12 protein-coding genes are annotated in these 12,934 nt (G+C 71.7%); 5 read left to right on the top strand and 7 right to left on the bottom strand.

Annotated elements, in window-relative coordinates:
- Positions 1–75: 75 nt before the first annotated feature.
- The 6 genes from ABD241_RS19610 to ABD241_RS19635 all read right to left on the bottom strand — a co-directional run bounded on the left by ABD241_RS19610 (position 76) and on the right by ABD241_RS19635 (position 7,811).
- A complete protein-coding gene (locus ABD241_RS19610; protein WP_344066817.1) occupies positions 76–2,688 on the bottom strand; it encodes an ATP-dependent Clp protease ATP-binding subunit in 2,613 nt (870 codons plus the stop codon).
- A gap of 431 nt (positions 2,689–3,119) precedes the next feature.
- Entirely contained in the window at positions 3,120–4,046 is a 927-nt protein-coding gene (locus tag ABD241_RS19615) for a hypothetical protein (protein WP_344066820.1), read from the bottom strand.
- Positions 4,047–4,304: 258 nt separating this feature from the next.
- Entirely contained in the window at positions 4,305–4,790 is a 486-nt protein-coding gene (locus tag ABD241_RS19620; protein ID WP_344066823.1) for a nucleoside deaminase, read from the bottom strand.
- Complete coding sequence (locus tag ABD241_RS19625; RefSeq protein ID WP_344066827.1) at positions 4,787–5,539, bottom strand: SAM-dependent methyltransferase; 753 nt, start codon at positions 5,537–5,539, stop codon at positions 4,787–4,789. The genes ABD241_RS19620 and ABD241_RS19625 overlap by 4 nt, the downstream gene beginning before the upstream one ends.
- A gap of 158 nt (positions 5,540–5,697) precedes the next feature.
- Positions 5,698–6,993, bottom strand: a complete 1,296-nt coding sequence (locus tag ABD241_RS19630; RefSeq protein ID WP_344066830.1) for an alpha-hydroxy-acid oxidizing protein — start codon at positions 6,991–6,993, stop codon at positions 5,698–5,700.
- A 26-nt stretch (positions 6,994–7,019) separates the two neighbouring features.
- Positions 7,020–7,811 (bottom strand): maleylpyruvate isomerase N-terminal domain-containing protein, encoded by a 792-nt coding sequence (locus ABD241_RS19635; RefSeq protein WP_344066833.1) that lies wholly within the window; start codon positions 7,809–7,811, stop codon positions 7,020–7,022.
- Positions 7,812–7,953: 142 nt separating this feature from the next.
- Between ABD241_RS19635 and ABD241_RS19640 the strand changes: the two genes are divergently transcribed.
- From ABD241_RS19640 to ABD241_RS19655, 4 genes are all read left to right on the top strand, one after another.
- Positions 7,954–8,904 (top strand): proline dehydrogenase family protein, encoded by a 951-nt coding sequence (locus tag ABD241_RS19640; protein WP_344066836.1) that lies wholly within the window; start codon positions 7,954–7,956, stop codon positions 8,902–8,904.
- 25 nt (positions 8,905–8,929) lie between these two features.
- Positions 8,930–9,736: a pyrroline-5-carboxylate reductase gene (gene proC / locus ABD241_RS19645; RefSeq protein WP_344066839.1), complete on the top strand. Its 807-nt coding sequence runs from the start codon at positions 8,930–8,932 to the stop codon at positions 9,734–9,736.
- A 15-nt stretch (positions 9,737–9,751) separates the two neighbouring features.
- Positions 9,752–10,267, top strand: coding sequence for a GNAT family N-acetyltransferase (locus tag ABD241_RS19650; RefSeq protein ID WP_344066842.1), 516 nt, complete (start codon positions 9,752–9,754; stop codon positions 10,265–10,267).
- 92 nt (positions 10,268–10,359) lie between these two features.
- On the top strand, positions 10,360–10,887 hold the full coding sequence (locus ABD241_RS19655; protein WP_344066845.1) for a GNAT family N-acetyltransferase: 528 nt from the start codon (positions 10,360–10,362) through the stop codon (positions 10,885–10,887).
- An 81-nt stretch (positions 10,888–10,968) separates the two neighbouring features.
- On the opposite strand, the gene ABD241_RS19660 is transcribed toward ABD241_RS19655, so the two are convergent.
- Positions 10,969–11,637 (bottom strand): potassium channel family protein, encoded by a 669-nt coding sequence (locus ABD241_RS19660; protein WP_344067015.1) that lies wholly within the window; start codon positions 11,635–11,637, stop codon positions 10,969–10,971.
- 50 nt (positions 11,638–11,687) lie between these two features.
- Between ABD241_RS19660 and ABD241_RS19665 the strand changes: the two genes are divergently transcribed.
- Positions 11,688–12,884 (top strand): acetoin utilization protein AcuC, encoded by a 1,197-nt coding sequence (locus tag ABD241_RS19665; protein ID WP_344066848.1) that lies wholly within the window; start codon positions 11,688–11,690, stop codon positions 12,882–12,884.
- The last annotated feature ends 50 nt before the right edge of the window (positions 12,885–12,934 follow it).

The raw sequence follows: 12,934 nt of genomic DNA on the forward strand, positions 1-12,934 counted from the left end.
ACGCCGAAGGGGCCGGGGACGATGTCCCCGACCCCTTCGGTCGATCAGTCAGGCCGTGCCGTGACCGGGCTCAGGTCAGCGCTCCGAGCCGAGTCCGGACTCCGGGAAGACCTGGTCGTCCGGGACGGGCGGGCCGGCGGTCACGTTGACCCCGAGCGCCTCGTCGAGGGCCGGGCCCTCGGGAAGCTCGGCGAGGTCGTCGGCGGGCCGGTGGCTGTCGGGCCGGGCCATGTTGGAGAAGGTGAACGTCTCCGCCTTGCCCTCGCCCTCGGTGTCGACCTTGATGTACTGGCCGGACGTGAACTCGGCGAACAGGATCTTCTCCGACAGGGCGTCCTCGATCTCGCGCTGGATGGTGCGGCGCAGCGGGCGCGCACCGAGCACGGGGTCGTAGCCCTTCTTGGCGAGCAGGTCCTTGGCCGCCTGCGTGAGCTCGATGCCCATGTCCTTGTCCTTGAGCCGCTTGTCGAGCTTGGCGATCTCGAGGTCGACGATCTGCGTGATCTCCTCGCGGTTGAGGTGGGGGAACACGATCGTGTCGTCGACGCGGTTGAGGAACTCGGGCCGGAAGTGCTGCTTGAGCTCGTCGGTGACCTTCGCCTTCATCCGCTCGTAGTCCGAACGGCTGTCGGGGCCGGCCGAGAAGCCCATGTTGGCCTTGGAGATGTCCCGCGTGCCGAGGTTGGTCGTCATGATGATGACGGTGTTCTTGAAGTCGACCATCCGACCCTGCGAGTCGGTGAGGCGGCCGTCCTCGAGCACCTGCAGCAGCGAGTTGAAGATCTCCGGGTGGGCCTTCTCGACCTCGTCGAAGAGCACGACCGAGAACGGCTTGCGGCGCACCTTCTCGGTGAGCTGGCCGCCCTCCTCGTAGCCGACGTAGCCGGGAGGCGAGCCGAAGAGCCGGCTGACCGTGTGCTTCTCGGAGTACTCGGACATGTCGAGCTGGATCAGCGCGTCCTCGCTGCCGAAGAGGAACTCGGCGAGCGTCTTGGCGAGCTCGGTCTTACCGACGCCGGTGGGGCCGGCGAAGATGAACGAGCCACCGGGACGGCGCGGGTCCTTCAGGCCGGCGCGGGTGCGGCGGATCGCCTGGCTCAGCGCCTTGACGGCGTCGTCCATGCCGACGATGCGCTTGTGCAGCTCGTCCTCCATGTGGAGCAGGCGGCTGGACTCCTCCTCGGTCAGCTTGAACACCGGGATGCCGGTGCTGGCGGCCAGGACCTCGGCGATGAGCTCCTCGTCGACCTCGGCCACGACGTCCATGTCGCCCGACTTCCACTGGGCCTCACGGGCGGCCTTCTCCTGGCGCAGGCGCTTCTCGTCGTCGCGGACACGCGCCGCGCGCTCGAAGTCCTGGCCGTCGATCGCCGACTCCTTCTCGCGCACGAGCGCTGCGATCTTCTCGTCGAACTCGCGCAGGTCCGGCGGAGCGGTCATGCGACGGATGCGCAGTCGCGCGCCGGCCTCGTCGATCAGGTCGATCGCCTTGTCGGGCAGGAAGCGGTCGTTGACGTAGCGGTCGGCCATGTTGGCCGCCGCGACGAGCGCGCCGTCGGTGATCGTCACGCGGTGGTGTGCCTCGTAGCGGTCACGCAGGCCCTTGAGGATCTCGATGGCGTGCGGCAACGTCGGCTCCTGCACCTGGATCGGCTGGAAGCGCCGCTCGAGGGCCGAGTCCTTCTCGATGTGCTTGCGGTACTCGTCGAGCGTCGTCGCGCCGATCGTCTGCAGCTCACCGCGGGCGAGCATGGGCTTCAGGATCGAGGCGGCGTCGATGGCGCCCTCGGCGGCACCCGCACCGACGAGCGTGTGGATCTCGTCGATGAAGATGATGATGTCGCCGCGGGTGCGGATCTCCTTGAGGACCTTCTTCAGCCGCTCCTCGAAGTCACCGCGGTAGCGGCTGCCGGCCACGAGCGAGCCGAGGTCGAGGGTGTAGAGCTGCTTGTCCTTGAGGGTCTCGGGCACCTCGCCCTTGACGATGTCCTGGGCCAGGCCCTCGACGACGGCGGTCTTGCCGACGCCGGGCTCGCCGATGAGGACGGGGTTGTTCTTGGTGCGGCGGGACAGCACCTGCATGACCCGCTCGATCTCTTTCGCACGCCCGATGACCGGGTCGAGCTTGCCCTCGCGGGCAGCCTGCGTGAGGTTGCGACCGAACTGGTCGAGCACGAGGGAGCCCGCAGGGGTGCCCTCGGTCTGGCCCTGGCCGACACCAGCGCCGGCCTTCTCGCCGCTCTGGCCACCCTGGTAGCCGGAGAGCAGCTGGATGACCTGCTGGCGAACCTTGTTGAGCTCCGCGCCCAGCTTGACGAGGACCTGGGCGGCGACGCCCTCACCCTCGCGGATCAGGCCGAGCAGGATGTGCTCGGTGCCGATGTAGCTGTGGCCGAGCTGGAGCGCCTCGCGGAGCGAGTACTCGAGAACCTTCTTCGCGCGGGGCGTGAAGGGGATGTGTCCGGTCGGGGCCTGCTGGCCCTGGCCGATGATCTCCTGGACCTGGGCCCGGACCGCTTCGAGCGAGATGTCGAGCGATTCGAGGGCCTTCGCGGCGACGCCTTCGCCTTCGTGGATCAGACCCAGGAGGATGTGCTCGGTCCCGATGTAGTTGTGGTTGAGCAGGCGCGCTTCCTCCTGAGCGAGGACAACCACCCTTCGGGCCCTGTCGGTGAACCGTTCGAACATGTTCTTCTCCTGACTGATCGAGAGACATCTCGATGCTATCCGTGCCCGCTGTCGGTGGGCACACCCCGACCAACGTGGGCAGTGCCGGTCCTGTTCCCGATCCTGAGTCCGATCGACTCAGGTTCAGCCCGTGTTCGCCGTGGGCGGACAGGCGCCGGTGCGGCGCGTCGTCCGCTTTGTCGTGTGCCGGGTCCGTACCCGCCCGGTGTGGGTCGCCGCCCGTGTCCTCCCCACCTTCCACCCCGATGTCGCGCAGGTCGAGGCCGCATCCTGTCCAGGGCGCGGCATCGGCGGTGCACATCCGCGCCATGGCGCACTTTCAGGTCCTACGCCACCACCGTCCCGCACCAAACCGCGCCATGGCGCGCTTTCGCGGCAAAACACACCACCGCCCGGCTCTGAACCGCGCCATGGCGCACTTTCGGCCTGCGTCAGGCCGGGACGGCCAGGTCGCCCGGCCGGGCGGGGAAGTGTCGACGCCACTCGTCCCTGAGCCGGGGCACCGGCATACCCGCCCGTCGCATGGCCCGCGTGATCCTCGCGAGCGTGTTCCCGGCGTCGAGTAGATGTCGCGACACGACCACGAGCCGGCGGATCTGCTCGTCGTCCAGCGTCTCGTCCCGCGCGAGGTCGGTGAGCCACTGTTCCTCGGACTCCGCGTGCTGCCGGCCGTCGTACTCGATGATGAGCCGGTAGGGGAGGTAGGACAGGTCGTAGCGCCGCAGCAGGGTCCCGTCGTGGTCGTGCACCCGGTGGTCGACCTCGGGCTCGGGCAGGCCGGCGAGGACGATGAGCAGCCGCATGCGCGTCTCCATCGCTGAGTCGACCCCGGCGCGGACGAGCGCAGCAGCCCGACGGGCCAGGCGCGAGTAGGGGCCTCGGTGTCGGAGCGTCGCAGAGACAAGCTGCTCGGGTGTCGTGCGCCTCCGCTTGACGAGCGAGTCGCCGAGGACCACGAGGTCCACGAGCGTCAGGCAGTGCGCCAGGTCGAGGAAGGTCTGCACCGGCGACGTCACCCGAAACCCACGGAAGCCGACGACCTCCTGCCCCTCCTTGCGGCGATGGGCCGTGATCCCGTCGCGTCGGGTCCGGTTGCGTGGACTCGAGACGTGGATGTCGGGATGGTCGGGGACGATCCCGCCCCACAGAGTGGCAGCGGTGTGGTGCGACACGTGGCTGCCCGGTGTGACCACGAGAAGGGCGGCCTCGATCCGGACACCCAGCGTGACTGGGACAGCCCGCTCGATGTGGACCCCACGGAAAAGCGCGAGGTGCGAGCGCCGCAACCGACCGTCGGTGTGCCCGGCCGCCATCGCGTCAGCCCGTCGGACCGGAGGCGTGCCATCTGGACGAGTCATGTCGGAAGCCTGCCCGGGCGACCGCCACCCGCGAGTCGCCTCTCCACAAGGCCAACCGCAAGTGCGCCAAGGCGCACTTGCGGTCGCAGCTCGGGCTCAGTCCCGCACGAAAGTGCGCCGTGGCGCAGTTGTGGAGCGAGGTGAGCTGGTTCGCCGCGCGAAGGTGCGCCGTGGCGCAGTTGTGGTCGCAGCGTGGGTTGGTCCCCCGGACGAAGGTGCGCCTTGGCGCACATGGCGTGCGTATGCCGGGTGGCGGGGTCAGGGGTGGTCGTGGGCGAATCGGCGGTGGAGCTCGCGGACCTCGTCCTCGAGCTCGGGGGCCGGGCCGTCGACGACCGCGCCCGGCACGACGTCGCGGATCGACAGTGCGGCGACCGGTGACGGAGGGGCGCCCCACTCCGACCGCCACGCGGTCAGCTGGGCCGAGCTCACGGCATACGCGATCCGGCCGAGGCCGACCCACGCGTGCGCGGCCGAGCACATGGGGCAGTGCTCGCCCGAGGTGTAGACGGTGGCAGCGGCCCGCTCGGCCGCCGTGAGGTGGGCCCCGGCCCAGCGGGCGATGGCGAGCTCGGGGTGCTGCGTCGCCTCGAGCTCGACGACGTGGTTGTAGTCCTCGAAGAGCACCTCGCCCACACCCGAGACCAGGACCGAGCCGAACGGCTCGTCACCCCGTTCCAGCGCCAGGCGTGCGAGCTCGACGGCGCGGCGAAGGTGGTAGAGGTCGGTGGCGTCGAGGCTCATGCGACCCGGCCGGTCACGAGGGCGAAGGTCACGAAGGCCCCACCGTCGGCCTCGAGCATCCCCTGCACCGGCGAGCTCGCCTGGCCCTTGAGCTCCATCACGGCGCGCTCCCACAGCAGCCAGTTGGCGCAGCCGTCGGGCTGGCTGCGGGCCGTGACCTTGGCGAAGGCGCGGCTGAACTCCCACTGGCTGCGCAGCCAGTCGGCCGTGTGCCAGGCCGCCGACTCGGCGCCGACCACGCGGTCGATGTGGTCGGGGATCTCGCCCAGCTCGCGCACCTCGCTGGTGAGGGCGGGCGTCGCGATCCCCAGCTGCCCACCGGGGCGCAGGAAGGTGGCGAGGTAGGGCGGATAGTGGTCGCCGGTGCCGAAGTACTCCCACGCGTCGATGCTGACGATGGCGTCGAACGAGCCGCGGCCGAAGGGCAGGGCGTGCGCGTCGACCCGCATGGCGAGCACCCGGTCGTCGACCTCCTCCTTGCGGAAGACCGCGGCAGCCGCAGTGGGGTCGACCCAGAGGTCGGCCGCGACCACGTGCACGCCGTATTCCTTGGCCAGGAAGACCGACGTGGCGCCGAGGCCCGAGCCGAGGTCGAGCACACGCATGCCGGGGCGAAGGTCGAGGTCGGCGGCGAGGTCCTCGAGCAGCCAGAGCGGGTGCGGGCCCATGTCGAGGTCGACGAGCCACCGCGCGTCGTACTTCGACGACTTCGGGTAGCCGTCGCGGGTCAGGTGGTCGAGCGCAGGCATGACTCGATCGTGCGGGATCTGGGGCGCGCGCGTCGTCACGTTCCACCCGTCGGGCGACGGCCACTCGTGGCCACTCGACGGTCGGAGAGCGGCCGAACGTGGCCTCTCGACGGCCCGGGAGCGGCCGAACGTGGCCTCTCGACGGTCGGAGCCGGTGGTCAGCCGGCGGGAACGAGACGGTCCGGGGTGAGGTCGGCGAGCGACGTGCAGCCGGTGAGGGCCATCTGGAGGTCGAGCTCGGCGCGCAGGTTGCGCAGCACCTCCGAGACCCCTTCTGCTCCCGCGATCGCCAGGCCGTAGACGTGCGGTCGCCCGATGCCGACCGCGGTTGCGCCGAGGCACAGCGCGACGTACGCGTCCGCCCCGCACCGGATCCCGCTGTCGAAGAGGACCGGCACGTCCGAGCCGGTCCCGCGCACCGCCTCGACCACGCGGGGCAGCGCATCGAGCGCGGCCACCGAGCGGTCGACCTGCCGACCGCCGTGGTTGGAGACGTAGACGCCGTCCACCCCCGCGTCCACGGCACGGCGGGCGTCGTCGGGGTGGAGGATCCCCTTGAGCACGACCGGCAGCCGGGTCAGCTCGCGCAGGCGCGGCAGGTCGGCCCAGGTGAGCGAGGGCCGGCTGAAGACGTCGAGGAACGTCTCGACGGCCGCACGCGGCTCGGGCGCGCGCAGGTTGTGCCGCAGCTCGCCGGGGTGGTTGCGGCTCATCGAGAGCAGCGTCCCCACCGCCGCCGGCGTGGGCCGGGGCCGGGCCGACGCCGGCGCGTCGCCGCCGGCCGCCAGCCGCTCCGCGACGAGGCGCCGGAACACCGGGTCGCAGGTGTACTGCGCGATGCCCTCCCCGCGGGCGAAGGGCAGGTGCCCGAGGTCGAGGTCCCGCGGACGCCAGCCGAGGTATGCCGTGTCGAGCGTCACGACGATCGCCTCGCTCCCGCATGCCTCGGCACGCGAGACCAGGCTCTCGACGAGGTCGTCGTCGCTGCTCCAGTAGAGCTGGAACCAGTGGCCCGAACCGCCCAGCGCCCGGGCGACCTGCTCCATCGGCACGGACGCCTGGGTGCTGAGGATCGGGGTGACGTGCTGCTCGCGGGCAGCCCGGGCGACGGCGAGGTCCGCCTCGTCGTGCGCCATCGACAGGACGCCGATCGGCGCCACGAGGAAGGGGCTCTCGTGCCGGCGTCCGAAGAGCTCTACGGAGGTGTCGCGCGCGGTGGTGTCGACGAGCAGCCGCGGGACCACGCGCCACCGCGCGAAGGCGGCGGTGTTGGCCTCGGCGGCGGCCTCGGAGCCCGCCGACCCGGCCACGTAGGCAAACCCGCGCTTCGTCATGGCCTTGCGGGCGGTGGCCTCGAGCTGCGTGCCGTCGGTGGGCACCTCCGGTCGGCGGCCGAACGCGCCGGCGCGGTAGATCGCGGACTGCACGACCCGGCCGAACCCGGCCGCCGGCACACGTGCTCCTTCTCGTGCCACGCCGGCTACCACTTCACCGACACGGAGCGGCGCCACCAGTGCTGCAGCTCGTCGGCGGGCTCGGCGGGCCCCCGGTTCCACAGGCGCAGGTAGAGCTCCACCGGGGAGCCGGAGACGAGGTGGTCGGCGGCACCGGAGGAGGCGGGGTCGGCGCGCCGGGTCGTCACCTGACCTCCTGCGTCGACCGCCAGCAGCCAGGCGACGTCGGCGTCGTCGGGACGCACGAGCACCCGGGTCCCGCCGGACGGGGGAGGCGGCAGCGGGCGACGCGGCACGAAGCCGACGAGCAGCTCGTCGATGCCGTCGAGCGCGATGCGCGGACGGATCCACGTCTCCTCGGCCCGGGCCGGGCGCCGCAGCCGCGCGCCGAGGGCATCGACCGCGTGCATCGTCGTCTCGTGGCACTGCCGCCGGGCCCAGAAGCGGCGGGGTGCGGGTGCGTCGCGGAGGAAGACGAGGGCCTCGAGGTCGTCCGGGGCGTCGACGATCGCCTGCAACAGGGCGGTCGCGCCCTCGTCGAACCAGTCGAGCACGTCCCGAGCCTCGCGTCCGTCGCGCTCGAACAGCTCCGGTGGCTCCGGCGCCCCGGAGAGGTGGCTCGCGGCCCACCGGTGCACCATCCCCTGGTGGACCACGAGGTCGCGCACCGTCCACCCGGGGCAGGTGGGGACGGCCGAGCCGAGGTCGACGGCCATGGCGTTCGCGCGCAGCACCGTCGCGGCCGCCCCGAGCCCCTCACCGAGCTCGTCCAGGCTGGGCTCGTCCAGGCTGGGCTCGTCCGGGCTGGGCTCGTCCATGGGAGCGAGTCTGCCGCATGTCCTCCGGCCACGGACGGCCCGGCGCTGGCGCGGTCGGCACGGCGGTAGATTTGCGGCGGGACGCTGGCCACCGTCAGCCACCCGTGACCCAGCCACCCACCGTGCACCCCCGGAGGCCCCCGTGGACGCCAGCGACCTGCTGCGCAACTCGCTCCTGCAGCTGTCCAAGCAGGAGCGGATCCGAGACGTCATCGAGAAGGCGCCGGTCTCCCGCGCGGTCGTGCGGCGGTTCGTCCCCGGCCCGGAGCGCGCCGACGTGGTGGCCGCCGCCACCGAGATCGCCGGGTCCGGACGCCTGTCCACCATCGACTACCTCGGCGAGGACACCACCGACCTGGCGCAGGCCCAGCACACCCGCGACGCCTACCTCTCCCTGCTGACCGCCCTGCGCGACCAAGGACTCACCGAGGGCGGCACCGTCGAGGTGTCGCTCAAGCTGAGTGCCCTGGGCCAGGCGCTGCCCGGCGACGGCAACAAGATCGCCCTCGACCACGCCCGCGAGATCTGCGAGCTGGCCAAGGGCGCCGGCACCACCGTGACCCTCGACATGGAGGACCACACGACGACCGACCTCACGCTCGAGGCGCTGCGCGAGCTGCGCGCCGACTTCCCGACCGTCGGGGCGGTGCTGCAGGCGTACCTCTACCGCACCGAGGCGGACTGCCGCGACCTCGCCCACGCCGGTTCCCGCGTGCGTCTGTGCAAGGGCGCCTACAAGGAGCCGGAGTCGGTGGCGTTCCAGTCCGGCGCCGAGGTCGACAAGTCCTACGTCCGCTGCCTCAAGATCCTCATGCAGGGCGAGGGCTACCCGATGGTCGCCTCGCACGACCCGCGCCTGATCGAGATCGCCGGCGCGCTCGCCGGGCAGGCCGGCCGGGACCCGAAGTCGTTCGAGTACCAGATGCTCTACGGGATCCGGCCGGAGGAGCAGAAGCGGATCTCCGACCGCGGCGACCAGATGCGGGTCTACATCCCCTACGGGCAGGAGTGGTACGGCTACCTCATGCGCCGCATGGCGGAGAAGCCGGCCAACGTGATGTTCTTCCTGCGCGGCGTCGCGACCAAGAGCTGACACCCGGAGCGAGGGGAGCCACCCGATGACGACGACGGCCATCTTCGGTGCAGGCGTGATGGGCGAGACGCTCGTCTCGGGGCTGATCCGGTCCGGGCGCGAGCCCTCGGACCTCGTCGTCACGGGCCGCACCCCCGACAAGGTCAACGCGCTCGCCGAGCGCTACGGCGTACGCGTCCTGCCCAACGTCGAGGCGGCGGAGGTGGCCGACACGCTCGTGCTCTGCGTCAAGCCCCAGGACATGGGGGCGCTGCTCGAGGAGATCCACCACCACGTCTCGGCCGGCAACGCCGTCGTGTCGCTCGCGGCCGGCATCACCACCGAGTTCCTCGAGTCCCGGCTGCCCGGCGGCACGTCGGTCATCCGGGTCATGCCCAACACGCCGGCCCTCGTCGACCAGGGCATGGCCGGCATCTCGCCCGGCACCCACTGCACCGACGCCCATCTCGCCGAGGCCGAGGCGCTGCTCAGCTCGTGCGGCAAGGTGGTGCGGCTGCCCGAGAAGCACCTCGACGCCGTCACCGCCATCTCCGGCAGCGGCCCGGCCTACATCTTCTACGTCGTCGAGGCGATGATCGAGGCGGGCGTCGTGCTCGGGCTGCCCCGCGCGACGTCCACCGAGCTGGTCGTCCAGACGCTCTTTGGCGCCGCGACCATGCTCAAGGAGACCAAGGAGCACCCGACGGTGCTGCGCGAGCAGGTCAGCTCGCCCGGCGGCACGACCGTGGCAGCCCTCCGCCAGCTCGACGACCACAAGGTGCGCGCCGCGTTCGTCACGGCCATCGAGGCCGCCGCCGCCCGGTCCAAAGAGCTGGCGTCCGGGCAGGCCTGAGGGCACTGTGGGGTGATGGCCGAGCCCCACACGCCGACGAACCCGCCCCTGCACCTGCACCGCGTCTCACCCGACGACTGGGAGTCGCACCGTGACGTGCGACTGGCCATGCTGCGGGACGCCCCCGACGCGTTCTGGTTCACCTACGCCGACGAGGCGGTCTACGACGAGGCCGACTGGCGTCAGCGCATCGAGGGCGCCTGGCTGGTCCAGGCGCGCGACGCCGACGGGGTCCTCGGGAGCGCCGGGCTGGGGTCCCACTGGGAGCCCGAGCGGGCCACCACCGCAACGCTGTTCGGCCTGTACGTCGCGCCCCGGGCCCGAGGCCGTGGGGTCGGCGAGGCGCTCGTGCAGGCGGTCCTGGACGAGGCGCGCGGGCTCGGCAAGTCCGAGGTCGTCCTCGAGGTGACGCGCAGCAACGGCACCGCCGAGGCGTTGTACGCGCGGTGCGGGTTCGTGCGCACCGGCGCCGTCCACGACCACCCGCGCCGGCCCGATCTGCAGGAGATCGAGATGGTCCACCGGCTCTGACCGGCCGTCGCCGGCGGGTCGGCGGTCTCGGCACCTGATGTTCACCGGTCTGCGGATGCAGTCCGAGCACCTGACGTGCGATCGTGGGTCCCATGACCGACATCACCGTGCGTCCCCTCGGCGAGGACGACTGGGCGGACTACCGATCCGTCCGGCTCGCCGCACTGCGTGAGTCGCCCGAGGCGTTCGTGGCCACGGCCGAGGAGGAAGAGGCCTACGACGAGGCCCTGTGGCGCGAGCGGATGCGCCGTTCCGCGCGTCTCGTGGCCGAGCGGGAGGGCCAGGCCGTCGGCGTCGTCAGCGTCGGCACGGCGAAGACGAGCGAGGTGCCGGCCGGCGAGCTGTTCGGCCTCTGGGTCCGTCCCGAGGCGCGCGGGTCGGGGGTGGCCACCCGACTGGTCCAGGACGGCGCCTCCCTGGCCGCCAGGCGCGGCCAGACGCACCTCGTCTACTGGGTGGGCACCGAGAACGGCCGCGCCGTCGCCTTCGCCAGCGGGATGGGCTTCCGGCCCACCGACTACCGCCGCCCGATGGGCGTGGTCAGCGAGGAGGACGGCGAGGAGGAGGTCGCGATGGTCCTCCCGCTCGGCAGCGAGGTCGACCCCGCCCTGCGCCTCTGACGCACGCCCGCACCGATCCGACCAACCACGTATGCCGTCCCGCGAGCCTCGCGGGACGGCATACGCTCGCGTGCCGCCGGGTCAGGGGCGGGCGGCGAAGCGTTCGATGAGCTCGACCGGCCCGCTCACGATGAGCATGTGGTGCGCCGAGATCTTCGTCTGCGGGACGGCATACGTGAAGTCCTCGCCGGGGGCCTTGACGCCCACCACGGTGACGCCGTACTTGCGCCGGATCTGGCTCTGCTCGAGCGTGAAGCCGATCGTCTCGGCCGGTGGCCCCAGCTTGACGATGGCGAAGCCGTCGTCGAACTCGATGTAGTCGAGCAGCTTGCCGTTGACGAGGTGGGCCACGCGCCGGCCGGAGTCGGCCTCGGGGGAGATGACGTGGTGCACCCCGATGCGCTCGAGGATGCGCTTGTGCTCGGGCGAGAGCGCCTTGGCCCAGATGGAGGGGACCTCGGCGTCGACGAGGTTGGCCGCCGCCAGGACCGACGACTCGACCGACGAGCCGATGCCGACGATGGCGATCTTCGGCGCCGCGTGGCGGATCATCTCGAGCCCCGTCGAGTGCGCCATGTCGGCGTGCACCACCTTGGAGACCTTGTTGACGTAGCTCTCGGCGATGGCGTTGTCGCGCTCGACGGCGATCACCCGGTGGCCGAGCCTGGTCAGCTCGAGGGCGACGGCCGAGCCGAAGCGGCCGAGCCCGATGACGATCACGTCGTCACCGAAGAGCCGGTTGCGGCCCATGCGTGTTACCTCCGTCATCCGTGGCGCGTTTCCGCGATAGCGTCTCAATCATGCCAACTCAGGCCCGGGTCGTCTGGGACGCCTCCTTCACCGGCTACGACTTCGGCCCCACCCACCCGATGGCCCCGGCACGCCTCGACCTCACCGCCCGGCTCTGTGAGGCCCTCGGCGTCTTCGACTCCGACGGTGTCGAGGTCGTCGGCGCGGAGGTCGCGACCGACGAGCTGCTGCGGACCGTCCACGACGACGACTACGTGGCGGCCGTGAAGGTGGCCTCCGAGGACCCCAGCCGGGCCGACGAGGCCTACGGGCTCGGCACCGAGGACGATCCCGCGTTCGCCGGCATGCACGACGCGAGCGCCCGGGTGGTGTCCGGCACGGTCGACAGCGTGCGCGCCGTCTGGGAGGGCGCGGCCGAGCACGCCGTGAACTTCACGGGCGGCCTGCACCACGCGATGCCCGACAAGGCGAGCGGGTTCTGCGTCTACAACGACATCGCCGTCGGCATCCAGTGGCTGCTCGACCACGGCGCCCAGCGCGTCGCGTACGTCGACGTCGACGTCCACCACGGCGACGGGGTCGAGCGGATCTTCTGGGACGACCCCCGCGTCCTCACCATCTCCGTCCACGAGACGGGCCGCGCCCTCTTCCCCGGCACGGGCTGGCCGACGGACGTGGGCGGACCCCATGCCGAGGGCACCGCCGTCAACGTGGCGCTCCCGCCCGGGGTGAACGACGCCGGGTGGCTCCGCGCCGTCCACGCCGTCGCCATGCCCCTCGTCCGGGCGTTCAAGCCGGACGTCCTGGTGACCCAGCACGGCTGCGACACGCACACCGAGGACCCGCTCGCGCACTTCGCCGTCAGTGTCGACGCCCAGCGGGCGGTCGCCGACGCGCTGCACCGGCTCTCCCACGACGTCTGCGGCGGCCGGTGGGTCGCCCTGGGCGGCGGGGGCTACGAGGTCGTCGACGTCGTGCCGCGCACGTGGACCCACCTGACCGCCATCGCCGCCCATGCCCCGATCAAGACCTCCGTCGAGATCCCCGACGACTGGCGCGCCCACGTGGAGCACTTCTTCGGGCGGCCGGGTCCCCGGCGCATGGGCGACCTGACGGCCGAGGACGGCCCGCTGTGGTGGCGCTCGTGGGAGATGGGCTACGACCCGGCCAACGAGGTCGACCGCGCGGTGATGGCCACGCGGACTGCCGTCTTCCCGCTCCACGGCCTCGACGTCCACTTCGACTGAGTTGTCTGCGCCTCGCTTCGCTCCGGCGCGTGCCGCGGCGCCCTCCAGGC

The sequence above is a fragment of the Terrabacter lapilli genome (assembly GCF_039531305.1).
GTDB lineage: Bacteria > Actinomycetota > Actinomycetes > Actinomycetales > Dermatophilaceae > Terrabacter > Terrabacter lapilli.

Bases quoted from the DNA above. Each gene is read 5' to 3' on its own strand.
- ABD241_RS19610 (WP_344066817.1), bottom strand. From the start codon at position 2,688: ATGTTCGAACGGTTCACCGACAGGGCCCGAAGGGTGGTTGTCCTCGCT.
- ABD241_RS19615 (WP_344066820.1), bottom strand. From the start codon at position 4,046: ATGACTCGTCCAGATGGCACGCCTCCGGTCCGACGGGCTGACGCGATG.
- ABD241_RS19620 (WP_344066823.1), bottom strand. From the start codon at position 4,790: ATGAGCCTCGACGCCACCGACCTCTACCACCTTCGCCGCGCCGTCGAG.
- ABD241_RS19625 (WP_344066827.1), bottom strand. From the start codon at position 5,539: ATGCCTGCGCTCGACCACCTGACCCGCGACGGCTACCCGAAGTCGTCG.
- ABD241_RS19635 (WP_344066833.1), bottom strand. From the start codon at position 7,811: ATGGACGAGCCCAGCCCGGACGAGCCCAGCCTGGACGAGCCCAGCCTG.
- proC (WP_344066839.1), top strand. From the start codon at position 8,930: ATGACGACGACGGCCATCTTCGGTGCAGGCGTGATGGGCGAGACGCTC.
- ABD241_RS19650 (WP_344066842.1), top strand. From the start codon at position 9,752: ATGGCCGAGCCCCACACGCCGACGAACCCGCCCCTGCACCTGCACCGC.
- ABD241_RS19655 (WP_344066845.1), top strand. From the start codon at position 10,360: ATGACCGACATCACCGTGCGTCCCCTCGGCGAGGACGACTGGGCGGAC.
- ABD241_RS19660 (WP_344067015.1), bottom strand. From the start codon at position 11,637: ATGGGCCGCAACCGGCTCTTCGGTGACGACGTGATCGTCATCGGGCTC.
- ABD241_RS19665 (WP_344066848.1), top strand. From the start codon at position 11,688: ATGCCAACTCAGGCCCGGGTCGTCTGGGACGCCTCCTTCACCGGCTAC.